Annotated in this window: 19 protein-coding genes and 1 riboswitch; of the genes, 8 read left to right on the forward strand and 11 right to left on the reverse strand. The window is 48.9% G+C overall.

The features are described 5' to 3' along the window. Window positions 1–9 precede the first annotated feature (9 nt). The 7 genes from thiH to ACRRSW_RS21340 form a co-directional block, all read right to left on the reverse strand. Entirely contained in the window at window positions 10–1,122 is a 1,113-nt protein-coding gene (gene thiH / locus ACRRSW_RS21310; RefSeq protein ID WP_432460389.1) for a 2-iminoacetate synthase ThiH, read from the reverse strand. A 12-nt stretch (window positions 1,123–1,134) separates the two neighbouring features. Further along, a complete protein-coding gene (locus ACRRSW_RS21315) occupies window positions 1,135–1,902 on the reverse strand; it encodes a thiazole synthase (RefSeq protein WP_432460390.1) in 768 nt (255 codons plus the stop codon). A 14-nt stretch (window positions 1,903–1,916) separates the two neighbouring features. Continuing rightward, window positions 1,917–2,123 carry a sulfur carrier protein ThiS gene (thiS, locus tag ACRRSW_RS21320; RefSeq protein ID WP_432455550.1) on the reverse strand — a complete coding sequence of 69 codons (207 nt, stop codon included), beginning with the start codon at window positions 2,121–2,123 and terminating at the stop codon, window positions 1,917–1,919. Window positions 2,124–2,129: 6 nt separating this feature from the next. Continuing rightward, window positions 2,130–2,891 (reverse strand): HesA/MoeB/ThiF family protein, encoded by a 762-nt coding sequence (locus ACRRSW_RS21325; RefSeq protein WP_432455549.1) that lies wholly within the window; start codon window positions 2,889–2,891, stop codon window positions 2,130–2,132. A gap of 8 nt (window positions 2,892–2,899) precedes the next feature. Beyond that, window positions 2,900–4,444: a thiamine phosphate synthase gene (gene thiE, locus ACRRSW_RS21330; RefSeq protein ID WP_432455548.1), complete on the reverse strand. Its 1,545-nt coding sequence runs from the start codon at window positions 4,442–4,444 to the stop codon at window positions 2,900–2,902. Beyond that, window positions 4,434–6,383 carry a phosphomethylpyrimidine synthase ThiC gene (gene thiC, locus ACRRSW_RS21335; protein WP_432460391.1) on the reverse strand — a complete coding sequence of 650 codons (1,950 nt, stop codon included), beginning with the start codon at window positions 6,381–6,383 and terminating at the stop codon, window positions 4,434–4,436. The genes thiE and thiC overlap by 11 nt, the downstream gene beginning before the upstream one ends. A 113-nt stretch (window positions 6,384–6,496) precedes the next feature. Then, window positions 6,497–6,612, reverse strand: a riboswitch (TPP riboswitch). Window positions 6,613–6,727: 115 nt separating this feature from the next. Further along, window positions 6,728–7,639, reverse strand: a complete 912-nt coding sequence (locus tag ACRRSW_RS21340; RefSeq protein ID WP_432460392.1) for a 1,4-dihydroxy-2-naphthoate polyprenyltransferase — start codon at window positions 7,637–7,639, stop codon at window positions 6,728–6,730. A gap of 117 nt (window positions 7,640–7,756) precedes the next feature. Here ACRRSW_RS21340 and ACRRSW_RS21345 point away from each other — a divergent pair, with 117 nt between their 5' ends. The 8 genes from ACRRSW_RS21345 to ACRRSW_RS21380 all read left to right on the forward strand — a co-directional run bounded on the left by ACRRSW_RS21345 (window position 7,757) and on the right by ACRRSW_RS21380 (window position 17,582). After that, window positions 7,757–9,082 (forward strand): isochorismate synthase, encoded by a 1,326-nt coding sequence (locus tag ACRRSW_RS21345; protein ID WP_432460393.1) that lies wholly within the window; start codon window positions 7,757–7,759, stop codon window positions 9,080–9,082. Then, window positions 9,069–10,802 (forward strand): 2-succinyl-5-enolpyruvyl-6-hydroxy-3-cyclohexene-1-carboxylic-acid synthase, encoded by a 1,734-nt coding sequence (menD, locus tag ACRRSW_RS21350; protein WP_432460394.1) that lies wholly within the window; start codon window positions 9,069–9,071, stop codon window positions 10,800–10,802. The genes ACRRSW_RS21345 and menD overlap by 14 nt, the downstream gene beginning before the upstream one ends. Next, a complete protein-coding gene (gene menH, locus ACRRSW_RS21355; protein WP_432455543.1) occupies window positions 10,792–11,571 on the forward strand; it encodes a 2-succinyl-6-hydroxy-2,4-cyclohexadiene-1-carboxylate synthase in 780 nt (259 codons plus the stop codon). The genes menD and menH overlap by 11 nt, the downstream gene beginning before the upstream one ends. 9 nt (window positions 11,572–11,580) lie before the next feature. After that, a complete protein-coding gene (menB, locus tag ACRRSW_RS21360) occupies window positions 11,581–12,426 on the forward strand; it encodes a 1,4-dihydroxy-2-naphthoyl-CoA synthase (protein WP_432460395.1) in 846 nt (281 codons plus the stop codon). 66 nt (window positions 12,427–12,492) lie between these two features. Continuing rightward, on the forward strand, window positions 12,493–13,449 hold the full coding sequence (gene menC / locus ACRRSW_RS21365) for an o-succinylbenzoate synthase (RefSeq protein WP_432460396.1): 957 nt from the start codon (window positions 12,493–12,495) through the stop codon (window positions 13,447–13,449). 374 nt (window positions 13,450–13,823) lie between these two features. Beyond that, window positions 13,824–14,816: a D-xylose ABC transporter substrate-binding protein gene (xylF, locus tag ACRRSW_RS21370; RefSeq protein WP_432460397.1), complete on the forward strand. Its 993-nt coding sequence runs from the start codon at window positions 13,824–13,826 to the stop codon at window positions 14,814–14,816. 60 nt (window positions 14,817–14,876) lie between these two features. Then, complete coding sequence (locus ACRRSW_RS21375) at window positions 14,877–16,400, forward strand: xylose ABC transporter ATP-binding protein (RefSeq protein ID WP_432460398.1); 1,524 nt, start codon at window positions 14,877–14,879, stop codon at window positions 16,398–16,400. A gap of 3 nt (window positions 16,401–16,403) precedes the next feature. Continuing rightward, window positions 16,404–17,582: a sugar ABC transporter permease gene (locus tag ACRRSW_RS21380; protein ID WP_432460399.1), complete on the forward strand. Its 1,179-nt coding sequence runs from the start codon at window positions 16,404–16,406 to the stop codon at window positions 17,580–17,582. Window positions 17,583–17,626: 44 nt separating this feature from the next. Here ACRRSW_RS21380 and ACRRSW_RS21385 read toward each other — a convergent pair whose 3' ends face one another. The 4 genes from ACRRSW_RS21385 to modF form a co-directional block, all read right to left on the reverse strand. After that, window positions 17,627–19,357, reverse strand: coding sequence for a diguanylate cyclase domain-containing protein (locus tag ACRRSW_RS21385; protein WP_432455537.1), 1,731 nt, complete (start codon window positions 19,355–19,357; stop codon window positions 17,627–17,629). 2 nt (window positions 19,358–19,359) lie between these two features. Next, entirely contained in the window at window positions 19,360–20,394 is a 1,035-nt protein-coding gene (locus ACRRSW_RS21390) for an extracellular solute-binding protein (RefSeq protein ID WP_432455536.1), read from the reverse strand. Between the two features lie 201 nt (window positions 20,395–20,595). Next, the gene (locus ACRRSW_RS21395; RefSeq protein WP_432460400.1) at window positions 20,596–21,405 is read right to left on the reverse strand and encodes a CLCA_X family protein; all 810 of its coding nucleotides are present in this window, start codon (window positions 21,403–21,405) and stop codon (window positions 20,596–20,598) included. Next, window positions 21,398–22,843, reverse strand: a complete 1,446-nt coding sequence (gene modF / locus ACRRSW_RS21400) for a molybdate ABC transporter ATP-binding protein ModF (protein WP_432455534.1) — start codon at window positions 22,841–22,843, stop codon at window positions 21,398–21,400. Before modF ends, ACRRSW_RS21395 begins: the two co-directional genes overlap by 8 nt. Window position 22,844: the final 1 nt, after the last annotated feature.

Consider the following 22,844-nt stretch of genomic DNA (forward strand, 5'->3'; position numbering starts at 1 on the left):
CAAATTCGTTTAACCGAGCACCCGATCCCAATCCTTCCATACCACTTGATAACCAGCTTTTTGCACCGCTGCGGCAACTACTTCAGGTCGGCGCTCATCGCTAATTTCAAACTGCTCCAGCGCGGTCTGACTAGTTTTAGCATAACCGCCCGGCTGGGTGCTGGAAAAGGCACTCATGGTGGTGATCCCCAGGGGAATCGCATGATTACGAAAATGTTCTGACTCACGAGTTGATAACGACAACTCCACATCGGGATTAAACAAACGATAGGCGCAAATCAACTGAACTAACTGCTTGTCCGTCATCACCGATACCGGCTGAAAACCGCCTTCACAGGGCCGCAAGCGCGGAAAGGAAATAGAAAACTTACTCTGCCAATAGCGACGCTCTAAATACTGCAAATGCGCAGCCGCGTAAAAACAATCGTTACGCCATTGATCCAGACCAATTAAAGCCCCTATACCAATCTTACGAACCCCGGCGGCACCGAGACGTTCAGGGGTAGCTAAACGATAATCAAAATCACGCTTCCGTCCCTTGGGATGCACCTCGGCATAACGCTGCCGATTATAAGTTTCTTGATAAACCATCACCGCATCTAAACCGAGTGGAATCAGCTCTCGGTAGTCCGCTTCATCCAAGGGTTGAACTTCCATCGACACATGTGAGAACCGCGCCTTAATTAAGGGCATCACTTGACGAAAGTAGGCCATGCCGACCTTGCGTTCCGACTCACCAGTCACTAACAAGATGTGGTCAAAACCAAGGGCTTTAATGGCATCTAATTCTGCATCGATTTGTGCCATATCTAAGGTGAGGCGACGGATCTTATTACCCATCGAGAAACCGCAATATTGACAAACATTACTGCACATATTGCTCAGATATAAAGGTATGTAAAACTGCTGTGTCTTACCAAAACGCTGCTGAGTTAAACGCATGCTGCGCTGGGCCATCGGTTCCAAATAGGCTTCGGCTGCGGGCGAAATGAGCGCCTGAAAATCGTCCAAGTCTAACTTATCTTTGGCCAGTGCTCGCTCGACATCAACAGCGGTTTTACTGTAAATCGACAAATGTACTGCTGCGTGATCATAAGTCGCTAAGTGCTCGGCAAAACTCATTCGCTTGCCCTCCTATAAATTATCTAAAAACGCCGTTAAAGGACTCGATGCTTCCGCATGGCGTAATTCGCGACCTAAACCAGCAAGATAAGCATTGCGCCCCGCTTCAACGGCCATCGCAAAAGCTTGGGCCATCGCCACCGGATCTCTGGCCACGGCCATCGCAGTGTTGACCAATACCGCATCGGCGCCCAACTCCATCGCCAACGCCGCATCGGAGGGGGCTCCAATGCCCGCATCCACCACCACCGGCACGCTGGCTTGCTCAATAATAATTTCTAAGAAATCGCGACTGCGCAGGCCTTTATTAGTACCAATGGGAGCGCCCAGCGGCATCACCGCAGCACAACCCACATCTTCCAATCGTTTACACAACACCGGATCGGCATGCACATAAGGCAGCACCACAAAACCTTGTTGCACCAGGGTTTCGGCGGCGGCAAGCGTTTCGATAGGATCCGGCATGAGATATTTCGGATCGGGATGAATTTCCAGCTTCAACCAATTGGTTGCCAACGCCTCACGCGCCAGATGAGCAGCAAAAATGGCCTCCTCAGCGTTGCGCGCCCCAGAGGTATTGGGCAGCAGCTGCACCCCCGCTTTGAGTAAGGGGGCTAAAATATCATCCTGTTGATCGCTGGCATCAATCCGTTTCATCGCCATGGTCACCAGCTGACTAGCACTGGCTTGAATACTGGCAGTCATTAACTCCGCACTGGCAAATTTGCCGGTCCCGGTAAATAAACGACTGGTAAAACTCTTATCTGCAATCTGTAACACAGGAACTCCTTAATTTATCCACCGGCAATCGCCCGAAAAATTCGCACCTTCGTGCCATTCACCAGCTGGGTTACCGGCCAATGAGTTCGCGGCACAATCCGACCATCGACGACCACCGCAACCCCATTCAACGATTGCTGCTGTTGCTCTAGTAACTGAGTAATGTTCAAGGGCTCAACTAGCGCGGTACTCAAGCCATTCAACTCAATTGTTATGTACATTATTTTTCACCCTTCAGCGCATACCGGACAGGCCGGATCGGCCTGTATGCTTAAATGAAACCACTCGAGGCTGTGCGCATCGAAGCTGGAGAAGCGCCCAAGCTGAGCGGAAGCAAGGCCCACCAGCAACTTAATGGTTTCCAAGGCTTGCAGGCTACCGATGGTGCCCACCACTGGCCCAAGGACCCCGGCATTACTGCAATTAAGTTGCTGCTCACTGGCATTCGGAAATAAGCAGTGATAACAGCCCTGAGCTGAACGGCGAAAATCAAACACCATCAACTGCCCGTCAAAGGCGACTGCTGCACCACTCACCAAAGGCACTTTGGCTTTCACACAGGCCTGATTCACCGCATAACGGGTGCTGATGTTATCGCTGCAATCCAGCACCACATCGGCTTGCGCCACCTCCATCGCCAGTAACAAATCATCCATCTTGCGATTCACGGTTCGCACTTGGATCTGACTGTTGAGCTGCTGCAGGCGCTGTTTCGCAGCAGTGACTTTGGCACTGCCAATATCCGCTTCGGTGTATAGCACCTGGCGCTGTAAATTGCTGCTATCGAGCTGGTCAAAATCGGCTAAAACCAATTTCCCTACACCTGCTGCGGCTAAGTACATACTCGCCGGCGCGCCCAAGCCTCCCACCCCAATCAACAATACCTGAGCCTGCTTGAGCTTTAATTGCCCGGCTTCACCCACCTCTTTGAGTAATAGGTGGCGACTATAGCGTTGGTATTCTTGGTCCGTTAATTGGTTGAAGTTCATGTTGACTCCTATCTGCTCATTTCAGTTGATTGACTGACAATCGCTTCGAGCTCGGCCAGCGCATTCGCGGGATCGGCTGCCTCGGTAATCGCTCGGACCACCGCCACACTGCCCACGCCACACTGCCACACCTGCTTGGCTCGCGGCAAATCGATGCCGCCAATCGCGACTAAGGGGTAATCGCTCATTAAGCTCGCGTAACGACTTAATTTCGCCAAACCTTGCGGCTTGGACGGCATATCCTTAGTAGTCGTGGGAAAAATATGACCCAGTGCAATATAACTAGGGCCTAGCTGACTGGCACGTAATAATTCGTAATAGCCATGGGTGCTAATGCCTAAACGCAAACCAGCAGCGGCAATTTGTGGTAAATCGGCCAAGGCCAGATCTTCTTGCCCCAAATGCACCCCATAGGCACCATGTTTTAGCGCCAATTGCCAGTAGTCATTAATAAACAAACGCGCCTGATATTGACGACCCAGTTGGATGGCTTGACGCACATCGCTTTCCACTTCCGCATTACTTTTATCTTTGATCCGCAGCTGTAGGGTTTTCACCCCCATCGCTAATAGACGCTCTATCCATGCCACGCTATCCACCACTGGGTAAACGCCAAGTTGATAGCTATCACAGCTCGCGAAGGACTGCTGCTCTGGCCAACTTTCGCTGAGGCCAAACAGCTTTCCTAGCGGCGTTTGTGCCGACTCAACCCGTGGAAAATATTGCCGCTGACTGGGCCAGCCCAAGTGCGCCAGATTGCCACAACCCTGCTGCTGCGAAAGTCCCTGATAGACATAAGCTTTAGCCAGCACCAGTGCATCTTCCATGGCAAAATCGAGCGCTAAACCAGCCGCCAGGGCGGAGGCCAGAGTACAACCAGTGCCGTGGGTATGCGAGGCTTCCAGTAACGGACTGGAGAGCAATATCTCGCGCAGCCCATCACAATAAAAATCCACCGCTTGTCCGGGCGTGAAATCTAAGTGTCCCCCCTTAGCCCACACGGCTTTGACGCCCTTGGCTAGCAACGCTGCGCAGGCTTGTTTCACGGCAACGGGACTGCTGAGCCCAATGCCCGTCAAACTGGCTAACTCACTGGCATTGGGCGTGAGCACATCAACTTGAGCCAATAGCTTGGGTAAAGCCGCTAGCAGATCGTCAGCCGCCAGCTTCGCTCCAGAACTCGCAACCAGTACAGGGTCGTACACCACCAGCGGTGGTTCCGACCAAGTCGCCTTATAGCTGGCTAACTTATCTGCCACCAAAGTCACTAACTCGGCGCAGCCTAACATGCCAATTTTAATCACCTTGGCCGGATTCGTTGCAGCCAAAGCATCCAACTGCGCGGCCAACATCGCGCCCGTGACCGTCTCCATGGCGCTCACTCCGCGAATATTTTGCGCAGTCAACGCGGTCACCGCAGTGGCACACTCAACGCCCAAATCATGGGCGCTCAGTAAATCGGCCTGCAAACCCGCTCCTGCACAGCTGTCACTCCCCGCGATCGTCCAAACTTGTGGGCGCAAGGCCGCGTCAAGGCAAGCGCTAGGCTTCATGGCTAGTCTCGGCAGTTAACGGAGAGTGGTAAATTTCGGCCCCCTTACGACGAAACTCAGCAGACTTTTCCGCCATCCCTTCAACCACTGCGGCAGGCTGATATCCAAGATCGGCAAGCGGTTCATCTAACAACTTAATCTCTAAGTCATTGGCATAATCTCGCACCTCTTGAGAGATCTTCATGGAACAAAATTTCGGGCCACACATCGAACAGAAGTGCGCCACCTTGGCCGATTCTTGCGGTAAGGCCTCATCATGGTAGGCTCGGGCAGTATCGGGATCTAAAGCAAGGTTGAATTGATCTTCCCAGCGGAATTCAAAACGCGCTCGACTCATGGCGTTATCTCGAATTTGCGCGCCAGCATGACCTTTTGCCAAATCGGCTGCGTGAGCGGCGATTTTATAGGTGATCATCCCCTGTTTTACGTCATCTTTATTGGGTAAACCGAGGTGTTCTTTGGGCGTCACATAACACAACATGGCGCAGCCAAACCAACCAATCATCGCCGCGCCAATGCCCGAAGAGAAGTGATCGTATCCCGGAGAAATATCGGTAATTAACGGTCCTAAAGTATAAAACGGGGCCTCGTCACAAACTTCGAGCTGCTTCTCCATATTCTCTTTGATCAGCTGCATCGGGACGTGGCCTGGGCCTTCGATAATCACCTGTACATCGTATTCCCAGGCAACTTTGGCCAACTCGCCAAGGGTTTCCAATTCGGCAAACTGTGCCTCGTCGTTGGCATCGGCAATCGAGCCCGGACGCATTCCGTCCCCCAGTGACAACGACACATCATAGGCAGCACAAATTTCACAGATGTCGCGAAACCGCTCGTAAAGGAAGCTTTCTTGATGGTGGGCCAAACACCACTTGGCCATGATCGAGCCGCCACGCGAAACGATGCCAGTAATCCGCTTGGCGGTCATTGGCACATAACGCAGCAATACGCCAGCATGAATAGTGAAGTAGTCTACGCCCTGTTCTGCCTGCTCGATCAAAGTGTCGCGAAAGACTTCCCAGTTGAGATCTTCAGCCACTCCATTCACCTTTTCCAGAGCTTGATAAATGGGCACGGTGCCGATTGGCACTGGCGAGTTACGGATCACCCATTCACGGGTCTCGTGAATATAACGGCCAGTCGACAAGTCCATCACCGTATCGGCACCCCAACGGGTCGCCCAAACTAACTTCTCAACTTCTTCTTCTATCGAAGAGGTCACCGCCGAATTCCCAATATTGGCGTTCACTTTGACCAAGAAATTACGACCAATGATCATCGGCTCGGTTTCGGCATGGTTAATATTGGCAGGAATAATCGCCCGACCTCGCGCGACCTCATCGCGAACAAACTCACCGGTAATATGCGCCGGCAAGGAAGCACCAAAGGAATGACCCGCTTGTTGTTCGGCCAGTAAATCTTCACGGATCTTGTCCCGCCCCATGTTTTCGCGGATCGCAATGTATTCCATTTCTGGGGTGATAATACCTTGGCGAGCATAGTGTAATTGAGTCACTCGTTTACCAGGCTTGGCTTTTCGTGGTGTAGGCAAACTATCGAAACGAATATGATCGAGACCTTCATCGGCCAAACGTTGCTGAGAAAAGTTTGAGCTGTGTCCGGCTAAAGCCTCGGTATCGCCGCGCTCTTCGATCCAAGCCTGACGCTGTTGGGGCAAGCCCTTACGCACATCCAGATCGACTTGTTCATCACTATAAATTCCTGAGGTATCATAGACCCGAACCGGTTCATTGGCGGCAAACTTCGGATTTTCTTTACTACCGCCCACGAGGCTATCGGCTAAGTTAATTTGGCGCATCGCAACTTGAATATCGTCACGACTACCTTGAATATATATTTTTTCTGAATTTGGAAAAGCTTGACCCTGCAGGTTATTAATATATTGCTCTGCAGCGGCTCTGGTTTCGCGTCTTGACATGACTTGCCTCTCAATAAAGTTATTAACAATGAGGCTTGTCGGATGTAGGAAAAGTAAGCAAAGCTAAGGGCCCAATATACGCCGTCACAACGGTCCATTGGCACTTTCACAAAAAACTTACTCATCTTGTTCCCTGCGCAGGCATTATCCTGATCAGGTCATACGGATCCCACACAACAGTAGCAATGCTACCCGTGGTCTCAGCCTTTCGGCACTCCGACAAGAGAGCCGAGTATAGGGCTGATAAATACAAATCACAAGCGGCAGATCAAAAACCAAACTGAGCAACACCGCTCAATACCCGCCAAGTAAGGCCGAGAAAGATGACAACCACAACTGATGGACTAAAACTGAAATTGCAGACCGAGACTAAACAGGACACTCAACAAGAAACTCCATTTCGCCGTCGCTTGCAGTTGTTGATCTAAAACTTGGTGTTGGTACTGACAAAACACCGTAGCACTCACCTTGAGCAAGGCGAGCGCGGCCAACAGGTACAACCAAGCAAAACTGCTGGCAGCATTCAGCAATAGGTAGCTGGCGAACAGTCCCAAAGCGACCAATATTAATAACAGATGATAATAGCGCGCTCGGCGCTCCCCAAGACGCACCGCCAGAGTCAGCTTTCCAGCCGACAAATCGGGTTTAAAATCGCGAATATTATTGATATTAAGCACCGCCGTCGCCAGTAAACCACTCCCGGCCCCTACCAACCATACTGCAGGATCGAGCTGCTGAGTATGTAAATAATGACTGCCCACCACCCCTAGCAGACCAAAGAACACAAACACACTGAGATCGCCCAAACCGCGATAACCGTAGGGTTTCTCTCCCATGGTGTAGGCAATAGCGGCAACAATCGCCAGAGCCCCCAGACCAATGAAACCAAGCCAGGCCAGCCAATAATCGCCGATGCTCACCCACAACAGCAGCAAACCACTCGCCACCGATAACAAGGCCATTAGCACTATCGCCCGCAACATTTGCGGTGCGCTCAGCAAACCAGCCTGAATCGCCCGCGTCGGTCCCACCCGGGTCTCATCATCGAGGCCCTTCAGCGCATCACCATAGTCATTGGCTAAATTGGATAAAATTTGTAACAACACCGCCGTCAATAACGACAGTACAAATACTGGCCAACTAAACTGCTGCTGTTTCAGCGCCAGACAAGAACCTAAAAGAACCGACGAGCTCGCCAAAGGCAGCGTTCGCAAGCGGGCAGCATGCAACCAGGATTTCACAGTAATACTCAACATAAAAATAACAACTCGGCGCCTATTATTGCTCAGCATCAAAGCAGAACCAAATCTGACTATGATGTTATAAAAAAAACCGCTACATTGAGACGGTCGTCGATAGCAGGAATCGTAAAGGTGCAGCTCTCTTATAGTCAATTTAAACTGCTGATGCAGCAACTAAAAAAGGCGCCACAGCATGGTTTTCAGCAAGCCTGCATCCGCTTGCCTAAATTAGATTTATTAGCCTGGTTAAATCAACAGCAACAACATACTCGTGGCTACTGGCGGGATAAACATCAGCAACAAGTGGCTTTTGTCGGTGCCGCAAAATCACTGATTGGTCAGGAACAACTGCAAGCTCAGTGTGAACAACTCAACGCCCAAAACAATCAACTGCGATTCTATGGTGGTATTGCCTTTGCGGAACAAGCCGCATCGTGGCCCAGTTTCCCACAACAGCGTTTTATTTTGCCGCGCTTTGAGATCCGAGGCAATGGCGAAGATTTTCAATTCCTCATTAATGCCAATTTTGAACAACAAATCGACTTAGAATATCAACGGATCGAACAAGCTTTTTCATCGCTCCAAGCCACTCAAACCATCGAACCAAACCAGCTCACAGTGCTAAGTCGTCACGACCAGCCCAGTCAAGCCCAATGGCAGCAACTGGTGACACAGGTCACCAGCAGTGAATTTCAGCAGCATACCGCAAAAGTGGTCTTATCCAGGCAGACAAGTCTGAGCTTAAGTGCTGATATTAATGCTTTTTCACTGTTGCAACAATGGCAACAAAAAGAGCCGCAGTGCTATAGCTTCTTATTTCAGTTTGATGGCTTTCACTGCTTTGTTGGCTGTAGCCCCGAGCGCCTGTATTCACGGGAAGGAAGCCAGCTAAGCAGTGAAGCCCTAGCCGGAACTGCCCCAAGAGGCGCAACTCCAGAACAAGATTTACAACTTGGACAGGCCTTATTAGATGACGCAAAAAACCAACGAGAAAATCAATTGGTGGCCGATGACTTAAGCTGTCGTCTCGGCGAACTCAGCTTACATGTACAAACCTTGGCCGAGCCAGAGCTCGTCAAGCTAGCTCAGGTGCAACATCTAAAGCGACGGATCATTGCTCAAATCAGTCCCGATTTGGATGATAGTACTCTGTTACAGGCCTTGCATCCAACCCCCGCCGTCGGCGGTCTACCGCGCAGTTCGGCGATCCAATATATCTTAAAGCATGAAGGATACGCTCGCGGCTGGTATGCCGGTGCCGTCGGCTGGTTTAGTGGCGCGCAAAGTGAGTTTTCGGTCGCGATCCGTAGCGCCTTGGTCGGTGCTCAACAACTGACTATTTTTGCTGGCGCGGGGATCCTCGCCGGCTCAGATCCTGAGCTAGAATGGCAAGAACTCAACCACAAAATCGCCACCGTATTACAATTAGTCGATGAGGACGCCCTTGAACAAAAGTAACCCCAAAAATATTAATATCGCTTGGGCGGAACTGTTGATTGAAGACTGTCTGCGCCATGGTATTCGCCAGTTTTGTATCGCGCCGGGCTCTCGCTCTACCCCCTTAACCTTGGCCGTCGCTAATCACCCTGGCTGCCAAAGTCTGGTTCACTTTGACGAACGTGGTCTTGGCTTTTTCGCCCTCGGTCTAGCCAAGGCTAGCCGACAAACGGTGGCAATTATCACCACCTCTGGTACTGCCGTCGCAAACTTATATCCGGCGGTAATTGAAGCACGGCAAACCGGCGTGCCACTATTGATCCTCAGTGCCGACCGCCCCCAAGAGTTGCTTGCGGTGGGAGCCAATCAAGCCATTGATCAGCGTAGGATTTTTTCCGACTACCCGATTTACCAAGCCAGTTTAGCCGAACCCAACCTCGCCATGTCACCCAGTTGCATGCTCACGGAACTAGGTCAGGCCTTGGCCATGCAACAACAAACAGCTGGCCCGGTACATCTTAATTGCCCCTATCGAGAACCCTTTTACCCACAGCAGGCGCGACAAGATTTATCCAGCCACCTAGCTGACTTAACCGTTTGGCACGACAGTGACCAACCCTATTACCAAGTAGTCATCAGCCCTCAGAGCCCCACTTGCTCGGCGGCTTGGTCAAGCTTGGATCGCAACAGCAAAGTGTTAGTGGTAGTTGGTAAACAACTGCCCGAACAGACTCAGGCGATTATCGCTTGGGCTGAGCAACACCATTGGCCAGTGGTAGTCGATTGTCAGAGCCATTGGCAAGTAGTCGATAGCAAAGTCATCACTCAAGCAGACTTATTACTGGCCAACCAGCACTTTGCCACGGCTAATCAACCGGATTTAGTGATCCAGTTTGGCGCGCATCTGGTCGCCAAACGTCTCAGCCAATGGTTGGCCAAGATCTCGACACAGCAGTGGCTAATTGATCCCGCACAGCAGCGACTAAATCCCAAGCATCAACAACAAATTCGCTGGCAGTGCCAGCCCACTACTTGGCTCAAGAGCCATCTGGCGAAGCAGCCAAGTAGTGGCGCTTACTTAGAGCGATGGCTCCAGGCACAGCAACAAATTCAGCCCATCGTGCAGCAGCATCTGCAAGATTATTCAGAGCTATCGATCAGTGCTCAAATCAGCGCCTTACAAGCACCAGGCTCAACCCTCTTTATGGGCAATAGTATGGTGATACGGACCTTCGAACTCTTAGGCCAGAGCTGCGCTGCCACAAATTATTTTGCCAACCGCGGAGCCTCGGGCATCGACGGTCTGCTGGCAACCAGTGTCGGAATTAGTCAGGCTTTGGCTGGATCAACCAGCTTAGTGATTGGCGATACCTCGCTACTGCATGACTTGAATTCACTGGCGCTGGCGAGTCGCAACCAACATAAGCTAGTGATCATCTTATTGAATAATCAAGGCGGCGAGATCTTTAGTTTACTGCCTGAACTGGGTGAGCCCGAGCAGCACCAGCAACTGGCCGAGGACTATTACCAATTGCCCCAACAAACCAACTTCGCCGCAGCCGCACAGTTATTTAACTTGCCCTTCCACAGAGTCTCGAGCAAGCAGCAATTCGAGCAAGCCTTTAAGCAAGCACAGCAACATCAAGGCGCGAGTTTGATTGAGGTTTGTTTTTCCGCCGGTGATGCCAGTCGGCGTTATCAGGCCTTACTCAGCGAGGTCAGTCAACAGCATGCACTTTAGTGTTTATGGACAAAGTCAACATCCCTGCTTGGTGCTGTTACATGGTTTCTTGGGAAATGGCAGCGACTGGCAGGCGGTCATCGCCGAATTAAGCGCTGATTATTACTGCGTCGCCATCGACATTCCTGGTCATGGTTTGAGCGGGCAGCAACGGTTGAAACCGCGCGCAGCATTCAAAGACTTTAGTCATCGCTTGAGCGCCTGCCTCAAACGCCTGAAAGTACGCCAATACCGATTACTCGGTTACAGCCTCGGAGGCCGCTTAGCTTTACATCACGCACTACTCGCTCCCAAAGGCTTGCAGCAGCTGATTATTGAATCGGCTCACCCAGGTTTATGCGACGCTCAAGCTCGCCAACAACGTTTAGTACAGGATCACCGTTGGGCCGACCGTTGCTTAAACGAGCCGTTGGAAGAGCTATTAAACGACTGGTATCAACAGGCGGTGTTTAGCAATTTATCGAGCTTACAACGCCAGCAACTGATACGAAAACGCAGCCACCAAGATCGTCAAGGCCTAGCTGCAACCTTAACCGCCTGTAGTTTAGGTTTACAAGATGACCTCTCAAAGCAGCTAAGACGCTTAAAAATGCCGCTCGATTTTATCGGCGGAAGTTTAGACCATAACTACCAGCGCCTAGCCAAGCAGCTACAGCAAGATTATCCGCAACAGCATTGGCATCACATTGCCAATGCTGGGCACAATTGCCACTTTGAACAACCGGCGCTGTTTTCCCAACAACTCACTCAGTGTCTTAAAAATATATAAGAGAAAAACATGACTACAATTGAACGCACCCCAGTAAATTGGCAAAACGTCAACCATGACTACCAAGATATTTACTACCATAAATCGAAATGCGGTATCGCCAAAATCACCATTAATCGTCCGCAGGTTCGCAATGCTTTTCGACCGTTAACGGTGCAAGAGATGATGCATGCTTTGCACGATGCGCGAATTGATCCTGAAGTCGGGGTGATTATTTTAACTGGTGAAGGAGAGCTCGCCTTCTGCTCTGGTGGTGACCAATCGGTACGGGGGGATTATGGCGGTTATCAAGACGATCAGGGCACTCATCATCTGAATGTCCTCGATTTTCAACGACAAATTCGGACCTGTCCCAAGCCCGTGGTCGCGATGGTAGCTGGTTATGCTGTTGGTGGCGGTCATGTCTTACACATGATGTGCGACCTAACCATTGCCGCCGATAATGCTAAGTTTGGCCAAACTGGGCCTAAAGTTGGCTCCTTCGATGGTGGCTGGGGAGCCAGCTACATGGCACGCATCGTCGGTCAGAAAAAAGCCCGCGAAATTTGGTTTCTCTGTCGAATGTATGATGCCCAAGAGGCGCTCGACATGGGCTTGGTCAACACCGTGGTGCCCTACGCTCAATTGGAAGCCGAAACCGTACAGTGGTGTCGTGAAATGCTGCAAAACAGCCCAATGGCGCTACGTTGCCTGAAGGCCGCATTGAATGCCGACTGTGATGGACAAGCAGGCCTGCAAGAGCTCGCGGGTAATGCCACCATGCTATTTTATATGACCGAAGAAGGCCAAGAAGGACGCAACGCCTTTAACGAGAAGCGCCCTCCGGAATTCAATAAATTTAAAAGGAACCCTTAGGCAAATAACAAATTAATCATCTAATATTAGTAAGTTAACTTGCTGTGATTAATTTAAGGGATGAAAATGTCTTTCATCCCGCCTGCGAATAAGGAACTCGGTATGCTCTGTAATTGGCAAAGCGCAAAGATCTCTCGCTATACTCTGCAACTTCGTCACCCAATTAACCTTGGTCCACAGCAAATCAGCCAACGGCAAGGTCTCTATCTGGACGTCTGTTTTAACGATGGACGAAGAGGTCGTGGGGAAGTTGCCCCGCTGCCGGGCTTTAGCGAAGAAACACTCGACCAAGCAGAGCAACAACTACTGGATTATTTACAGGGCCATAGTATTCGCAAGTTCTATCCCAGTGTCGCCTTTGCCATCGACTGCTGTGTCGCGGGTATGCCCCCAGAAGTACCGATCAAGGTCGCGTACCCCCTATTAGACGGTGACTTCGCCCAGTGCCAGCAAACCTTAGACCGGAGTCATGCAACTTTAGCCAAACTCAAAGTGGCTCGTAACTCCCCTAAAAGTGATCTAGAGCTAATTACCCAATTGCAACAACATTATCCTCAACTGCGTTTACGTTTAGATGCCAATCAAAGTTGGCTCTGGAACCAAGCAATTTATGTATTAGAAAATATCGATTTAAATCGTATTGATTACATCGAAGAACCGCTTGTCAACAGCCAACAGTGCGCGATGCTCGCCAAGCGAACCCAAGTCGGAATAGCTCTAGATGAAACCCTACAAGATAGCAGTTATCGCTACCACTACTTCGACGGTTTACGCAGCTTAGTACTCAAGCCGAGTCTAATCGGAACATGGCATCGCTGTACCAGCTTAATTGATCAAGCGCATGCCGACCAGGTTAGCTGTGTACTCAGCTCAGCCTACGAAAGTGAAATAGGTTTACAATGGATCCAGAACATGGCGAAAGACTTTACTCCCGAGCAAGCGCCAGGACTGGACACACTTAAAGCATTTAGCGACCAAACCATTCAACTTGAGCTGATCCAACAACTTCAAAATAACCACTAATTCGCTCAGCGGTGACCCTAAATAAATCAATAACGGCACCGCCAGCTCAACTTTTGAGCAGCCAATTCATAGCATCTTGCCGCGTTTTCGATGAAACCCCAGATCTCATTCAAGCATCGCTCATCACTTAAAAAGCGTTTTCTAGAGCCTTGTCACACTCTCACTACGTTTGTGAATAAACGTCATAAGCGTACAAAAAAGCGTCATTGGTTGTTTACCAATATCGACTTAGGCTGATTGCTGAGGAGTGCCTTATTGGGATGACCTCTACACCCTACAACTAGAGCAGATTGGCCGAACGATGTAATTCTCGCCAGGCACAATCGCTCTAAATAAAAACATAATAAAACAAGCTATCAAGCAAGGAGCCATATATGAAAAAGCTGATCATGTTAATCTGTACAGCCGTATTAGCCCTATCCACACCAGCCTTTGCCAAAACCGTAAAAATCGGTTTAGCCATCGATGATTTACGTCTAGAGCGCTGGCAGAAAGACCGCGATTTTTTTGTTGAGAAAGCTGAGGCGCTTGGTGCCAAAGTATTCGTACAGTCTTCAAATAGCAACGAGACTGCACAAATATCTCAAATTGAAAACATGATTTCTCGCGGTGTCGATGTATTAGTAATTATCCCTTACAACGGCAAGGTTTTGTCGAATGTTATCGCTGAAGCAAAATCTGAGGGCATTAAAGTGCTCGCCTATGACCGCTTAATCAATAATGCAGACATCGATTTTTATCTATCTTTTGACAATGAAAAAGTAGGTGAATTACAGGCCAAAGCGTTGATCCAACATAAAGCCAATGGCAACTTCTTTTTGATGGGAGGCTCACCTGTCGACAACAACGCGAAATTATTCCGTCAAGGACAAATGAATATCCTGCAACCGCTGATCGACAAAGGCGATATTAAAGTGGTTGGCGATCAATGGGTCGATGGCTGGCTCGCTGAAAACGCATTAAAAATCATGGAAAATGCACTCACCGCCAATAACAACAATATCGATGTTGTTGTTGCCTCCAACGACTCCACCGCTGGTGGTGCAATTCAAGCGCTTGAAGCGCAAGGTTTAGCCGGGAAAGTCTTTATTTCCGGTCAAGATGCCGACTTAGCAGCAACTCGTCGGGTCCTTGCTGGCACGCAAACCATGACGATTTACAAACCCATAAAGCTATTAGCCACCACCGCAGCCGAATTAGCGGTTGAAATGGGCGAAGGCAAAATGCCCAAAGCCAACTCGAGCTTAAACAACGGCACTAAAGATGTGCCCGCTTACTTGTTAACTCCGATCCCCGTAGACAAAGACAACATCGACAGCACGATTATTGCCGATGGTTTCCACACCAAAGCAGACGTTTACCAATAACCTTCTGTTCATCCAGCGGTATTGAAAGGCGGGGCCTTCCCCGCCTTTTGAGGAGCACTTATGAGTCAAACCAGCTTATTAACAATGTCTAACATTGTTAAGAAATTTTCCGGCGTGGTGGCCTTAAATGGAGTCAATTTTAATCTTGAGCGCGGTGAGGTGGTATCACTTTGCGGCGAAAACGGTTCGGGTAAATCAACCTTAATGAAGGTGCTCACCGGGGTGCACCCCTACGGATCTTATCAAGGTCAAATCCATTACAAAGGCCAACCCTTAATTTCACACAATGTCAGAGATAGTGAGGAAAAAGGCATTGCGATTATTCACCAAGAACTCACCTTGGTGAAAGAACTATCGATCTTGGAGAACATTTTTCTGGGCGCCGAGCTCAGCCATTATGGCGTGCTGGATCACAGCGCAATGTTTCAGCAAACCAAAGCCCTGTTGCAACGGGTGAACTTAGATATTTCGCCGGATACACCGATCCGCGAGTTAGGCGTCGGCCAGCAACAACTGGTGGAAATAGCCAAGGCCTTATCCAAACAAGCCGAAGTTTTGGTCTTAGATGAACCCAGCGCCCCACTCACCGAGTCGGAAACTCGGATACTGTTAGACATCGTCAAACAGCTGCGCAGTGAAGGCGTTAGCTGTGTGTATATTTCTCACAAGCTCACCGAAGTCAAAGAAATCTCTGACCGCATCTGCATTATTCGCGATGGTGAGCATATTGGGACTCAGTCTGCCAAACAAATGAGCACCGACGATATTATCAGCATGATGGTTGGCCGCGAACTCAAACAACTGTTCCCTCGGGAAGAACATCCGATCGGTGACGTGGTATTAAAAGTTGGGCCGGTGAATGCCCAGCTCACCAAAGGCTCGCCCTTAAAGCAAGTGGACCAAGTCAATTTTAGCCTACATAAGGGCGAAATATTAGCGGTCGCTGGTTTAGTGGGTTCGGGCCGCACCGAACTGATGCAATGCTTGTTTGGTTCCTATGAGGGCATTTATCAATGTCCGATCGAACTAGACGGTCAGCCAATTAAGATCCGTCATAATCGGGATGCTCTTAAATATGGCATTGCCATGGTACCTGAAGATCGCAAGCGTCACGGGATTGTTCCGATCATGGGCGTTGGCCATAACATTACCTTGGCAGGATTAAATATGTTTACTGGCCCCGCTCAAGCCTTAAACGAATCGGCGGAACAGGCCTCAATAGACCAATCCATCGCACGACTCAAAGTCAAAACCGCTTCTGCCGACTTGGCGATTAAAAGCCTTAGTGGCGGTAATCAGCAAAAAGCAATTTTGGCGAAGTTTCTGCTACTAAAACCGCGTATTTTAATTCTCGATGAACCAACACGAGGGATCGATGTGGGGGCTAAATATGAGATCTACAAACTTATTTTTCAGCTTGTTAAACAAGGAATTAGCATCATTATGGTGTCTTCAGAATTACCCGAAGTATTAGGGATCAGTGACCGAGTCTTGGTGATGCACGAAGGTAAATTAAAAGGCCTATTAGACAATCAAAACCTGAGCCAGGAAATGGTGATGGATTGTGCATTGGCCGAGGAGTAAAACATGTCTAGTCAAGAAACCACCATCACCCCCCCTGCAGTCAAGGGCAACTTGATGGATAAACTGAAAAAAATGCAGCTACAGGTATTAGTAATGTTTGCCGCTATTGCTTTGATCATGCTGTTTTTCTATTTTGCTACTGACGGTAGTTACCTCACCCCTCGTAATATTTCAAACCTGTTACGACAAACTGCAATTACAGGGATCCTCGCTATCGGTATGGTCTTTGTCATCATTTCTGCTGAGATTGATTTATCGGTCGGCTCAATGATGGGGCTACTCGGCGGCGCTGCTGCAATTATGGATGTATGGTGGCAACTGCCCTTGCCTCTCACCATTGTTCTCACCTTATGTGCTGGCTTACTGCTCGGGCTTTGGAATGGTTGGTGGGTTGCCTATCGTAGAGTGCCTTCTTTCATCGTCACTCTCGCCGGTTTATTGGCCTTTCGAGGAATTCTGATCGGTATTACTGGTGGCAGTACCGTGGCGCCCACCAGCCCCAGTATGGCGATTATTGGCCAAAGCTATCTCCCCGATCTGTTTTCGCTAATGACCACTGTTGGCGCATTGGTCGTATTTTTTGCTTGGCAAGGCAAACGACGTAAAAACCGTAGTGCCCACCAGCTAGATAACAGTCCAATTGCCGGGGATATACTGAAATTTGGTTTTATCGCAATTTTTGCCTTAGCGGCTATATTGTTGCTCAACGATTATCGCGGCGTCCCCACCCCGGTACTACTATTGGTAGTTTTGATGTTTATCGCCGCATTCATGGCCAAAAAAACCGCTTTTGGACGGCGTATTTATGCCATTGGCGGTAATCTCGAAGCCAGCCGCCTATCGGGGATCAATGTAGAAAAAACTAAACTCAGTGTATTTGCCATTAATGGTTTATTAGTTGGGGTCGCAGGTTTAATTTTGGCCTCCCGCTTAGGTGCGGGTTCCCCCTCGGCGGGTAATATCGCCGAACTGGATGCAATTGCCGCCTGTGTGATTGGCGGTACCAGCTTAGCGGGTGGGGTCGGTACCGTATTCGGAGCTGTTTTAGGCGCCTTTATCATGGCCAGTCTGGACAACGGAATGAGCATGATGGATGTACCGACCTATTGGCAATCGATCATTAAGGGCAGTATTTTGCTACTCGCAGTATGGATGGATGTTGCCAGTAAAAAACGCGCTTAAAACAGCACGCTGTGCAAACCGACAATGATCGCACACCAGGCTGCTTAATTGTTGGACTGAGCAGATTTAAGGTCGTAAAAGCAAAAGCAATTACGACCTTTTTCCTTGGCTTTATACATCGCGGCATCAGCATTTCGGATCAACATTTCGGCATTAATGCCATCACCCGGATAAATACTGATGCCAACACTGGCGTACACCGGATGAACCTGAGTATCCAAATATATTTCTTCGGCTAAACGACTCAAAACCTTATTCACCACCGACGATGCATCCTGATGCTGGTCTATCGAAGTCAATGCGAGCATAAACTCATCTCCCGCAAAACGAGCCACCGAATCTTCCGCTCGAATGGTGTCTCGCACCACCTGCGCAACTTGCTGCAATAATTGATCACCCGCAGCATGACCAAAACTATCATTCACCTGTTTAAAATCATCTAAATCAATAAACACGACGGCCAATTGAGTCTCACTAAGTTGTGCTTGACGCATCGAGGCATTTAACTGCTCCAAGAACAGCGCTCGATTTGGCAGGCCAGTCAAACCGTCGTGACTGGCGAGATGACGTAGATTAGTCTCATTGTCTTTCAGTATTTTAATCTGCAGGTTAATTTGCTGCGACATGGCATAGAAGCTATTCGCAAGTAAACCAATCTCATCATTACGGTCGCTTGGTAATAAACGCTGATCCAACGACTGGCCCGCAGAAAAATCTTTCACTGCCGCCACCATATTACGGATCGGCATCGACAAAATCCGAGCAAACAACAGTGAGGTCAATAATCCCAATAGGCTCAAACCCAAACACACCTTAATCATTGAACCAGCCAAGACATCCATAATCGCACTCAAGCTTGGTAAAGGGCTAGCCAAACCCAATACCGCCATTTTTTGATTGGTGATAGAACCATAAAACAACGCAGTAAATGATACCGCCCGTTGGTAATTCACGCCAACAGAGGAGGGCAATACATAGGTCAGCGGTTGATGGTTACTAAATAACGCTTCCATTTCGGGAAAATCTTGTTGAATTAAATAGCGGTGGCCAAAATGAAAACCAAACTGCTTATCAGAATCTGGATTCACTAAATAATCACCGTGCTGATTACTCAGATAAATATCAACACCTTTCGGTAAATCCGCCTGTAATAAACTAAACAATTGGGTCAAACTTACATTAATCACCACCAAACCGAGCGTCTGACCATCAACATACACTGGCGAAGCAACCTTTAAAGTTGGATGATGCAAATCCACTTCCAAGCCCTGCTCGGTATGAATTTCAATATCCGATAGATAAACTTCATCCGGACTAAGCCGCAACGTTCGAAAAACATAAGGATAATGAGCTTTTTCTTCTAACTCAGAAGGGCTGCGAGAAACCACACCAGAACTTAAACGGTCCACCCGAATCAACTCTCGACCAAAGTCGGCGGCACCAATAAAACGGATCTGAAAATAAGAAGAGTTTAACTTCAGTTTTTGGGTAAATATTGAATTCAGTTGCTCGGCAAATTCAGCGGGTTGAAGCGTACTAAAATAACCGACAGTCTGTGGTATAGCACTCAAAAAACGTGCATCTTTGGCAATTTCATCGATGGTTCGACTAAACTCACGGGTTAATATTTGAGTGGTTGTGGCTAGTTCTCGTTCGGCGCTTTGGCTGAGCAAACCGCGGCTTTCGTGATAACTGATGGTCGCCGTCACGATCGAGGCTAAGATCCCAAACATTGAAAACCATAAGCCAAGACGAAGTGAGATGGAATTACTCATGGTCATTCCATCGTGGCCATATTTTTGCCACTTAGAATAAGCTGCCAAACTTGACTACGACGTTGCTGATCCTCTACCGCTTGTAGCCAGATAATTTTATCTTCGGTAACACTTCGCGGATCTTGTACAATCGTATTCGCCAGCCCTTGGCGCTGAGTTAAACGCTCACTCACCCAAGGCTCTAAAGTGTAATTAATCCATTGATGGGCTAACTCTGAGTTTTTCATGCCTGCCGAAAGAACCCAACAATCAAGCCAGGCTAAGGCTCCTTCTCTTGGGATCACGTAACCAACCTGAGCGCCAGCATCGGTGAGCATTTTGACCTGCTGCGCGCCATAGTTAGCAAACATCAGCGCTATATTTTCCTGAGTAAAATAATCTAGCGCCTCCTCGGGGGAAGCATAAAAGGTCAATACATTCCGTCGCAAAGCCACTAAACGTTCGGTGGCTTGCCTGAATTGCGTCTCATCCAATTGAAACGGATTAGCAACCCCCTCGACCATCGCCGCCAAAGAGTAATTATGCGAACTGCCGTTATAAGCCAAAATTTGAGCACGATAACGGGGATCCCATAATACCTGCCAACTAGTAGGAGGCTGTTTAAACATGGCTAAATTATAAATAAGCCCCATTTCAGAGTAGGTATAAGGTACCGCATACACGGCATCGCCGCGAGTCGCTCCCGGGATCGATTGCAATGCCTTAAAGCGAGACCGTTGATGAAGCACATTCGGCAGTAGTTTTGGATTGAGCGGCTGGGTCAAATTAGCGTTGATGTAACGCTGCAATTCGGCGCTATTCACCGCAAATACATCAAAATCAGCCCCCTGCTGATGACCGATCCGTAGCCACATATCATCATCGTTAGTCACATAACTAACTTTAACTTTTACTTGATAGCGTTTCTCGAACACGGTCACAATATCGCTGTCAGCATAACCGGGCCAAGCCAGTACCCGCAAATCGACCTGCTCTGCAACCGCTGGCAAAATAGCTAACCAAGCAACCAGCAAACCTGCTGATATAACTCGCAACATTCCTTGTTCCTTGATGTTTACTTAGAGCTAAGCTATAAAACGTAAAATAACAATAGAGTGATTAAGTATACGAATAATGTCCATAATGTGAATTAAAAGTTAAGCGCATTCAACAAACCATCGCTATAAAGCTTAGCTTACTCTTCAGCGCTTATACAAAATCCATGTGTGAACGATTGATTGCTACAAGAAAAATGAATATTAGAGTTCAGTTTGGGTTAACGCTTGACCCAGTGATTCAAAATAAGCCAGTAGCGCAACGCCAATCCGCTGCAGATGTTCGGAATCTGGGTAAGCCCCTGCTTGAGCAAGCTCACTTTGCTTGGTTCCACTCACCAAATAGGCATTTTTGAGTTCCTCGCGACTTTGCACCCAAGCTTCGAAAGCACGAGCCATCATCTCCGTTGGCAGACTAAAATAACTTTGCTTAAACTGCCTATCTAAGGCCAGCGAACGTCGCACATAAGAGTTTAGATCTTGTCCATCTGAGCTTAATAGAGCCACAGCAAACAAGCGGTTGAGGCGTTGATTCAATGGATGCTGGCGTTGCCGATCATCAGACAACCAGCGACTTGAAGCAAAATCATGGATAGCCGCGGGCTCAACAAATAACTTATCGGCCATATAATGATCGAAGGCATGCCACCATTCATGGGCCAAAGCACCTGCCCCTGCATTTTTTGCTAAGGCAAGGGTTCGTGAATTGAGTGCGTAATGGGCTTGCGCTAAAGGCTGCCCGCCATGCCCAAAGGCCAAGTTTAAATGACCGCGTAACCCCAAGGCCTGAGGCGGCAAATTTAATAGAAAAGCAAGATCGGCCAAAGCATCAAATAATAAGTTTGCGGCCAGCACCTTTTCTTGCGCAGTCACCCAAGCGCCAATGCTTAAGCCCGCAAAACCAAAAGTATTTTTAATGTCAGCAAAATCCACTTCATCACCATGACGGTAATCGGGCCCTCGCCGATAGTAATCACGATATAAACCTGATTGACCCGGTTCCGACTTATCCAAACTCAGATCCTAGCGAACGACTGATCTGAATTTTACCATCCACAAAGTCGATGAAATGGTGAATACTGGGTAATGCATCTTGCTGATGGTGCGTCACATACACCAGATGACTCAGTTGATATTTTGCGACTCGCTCAAGGGCATTCAGCACCAAACGACGCTGTAAAAAATCTAAGCCTTGGCATGGTTCATCAAGTAATAACAAAGCGGGGCCTTTCACTAAGGCTCTAGCAATCAGCAGTAGCCGTTGTTGTCCGTAGGATAAAGATTTAAAACCACAGTTAGCCAGCTCAGTTAAACCAAATAGTTCCAACCACAACTTGGCTTGTTGTCGTTCCAGCTCCGAAACTTGTTGATAGATACCGATGGAATCATAAAGACCTGACAACACCACTTCCAGAGCACTGCAGTTAACCCGATACTGCAAATGTAAACTCGAGGAAACCATGCCAATTTGCCGTTTAATTTCCCAAATGCTTTCGCCACTTCCCCGAGAATAACCCAAGACTTCAATTTGATTACTATAACACTGGGGATGGTCGCCAAAGATCAGGTTAAGTAAAGTGCTCTTACCACAGCCATTCGGCCCCCGAATTTGCCAATGCTGACCTGCTTCAATACTCCAAGTTAGGCTCTCAAATAGAGTTTCACCGGCATAGGCCACTTGCCCATCGCGGATCGAAAACAAGGGACCCGATGGCGGCGATTGGCACTGTTGGCGTAAACCTTCAACAATCGCGAATGACTGCCGCTCAGCCTGTTGCTCTAACAAACGACGCTCTGGGTGCTCGCGCCATTGCTCGATGGTGAGTTGTTGACTCAAAGCCTGATCGTCGAGCACCGCAACATGACTGATCGCCGCAGGTAGCTCTTCGTCACGCGAACTAATCAGCATCAGTTGGCTCTGCTGGGCAAGCGAGGCCAGTAAATCCAGTAACTGTTGTTGGTGCGCCAGATCTAAACCGGCAAAGGGTTCATCGAGCACCAATAACTGCGGCTGGCGAAGTAAGGCCAAGGCCAGCATCACTCGGCGAGTTTCTCCCGTAGAGAGCAGCTTAAAACCACGCGCCAACAAACCACTTAAATCACACTGTTCGATCACTGCTTGTCGTTGCGCTGGCTCATGGTTAACCCGCAGCAATAATTCAGCCACACTATGTCCGGGGTCGAATTGGTCACTAAAATCGCTGTCATCTTCGGCTAACTCGCGCTCTAACAATGCTTGTTGCTGCTCTAGGGAGACCAAAGCCACTCGCTCCGGCGCACCGCAACACTCGCCAGCTTGAGCAATTAATTCACCATTGAACCACGCCCCCAACAAAGATTTACCACTGCCACTGTGGCCTAAAATGGCCCAGTGCTCAGTTGCTGCTATCGACCAATGTTTGATTGCTAAACGCCGCTCACCGGCGAGCAGTACCAAGTCTTGTATGATCATC

It is taken from the genome of Agarivorans sp. QJM3NY_25 (assembly GCF_050870875.2).
Taxonomy (GTDB): Bacteria; Pseudomonadota; Gammaproteobacteria; order Enterobacterales; family Celerinatantimonadaceae; genus Agarivorans.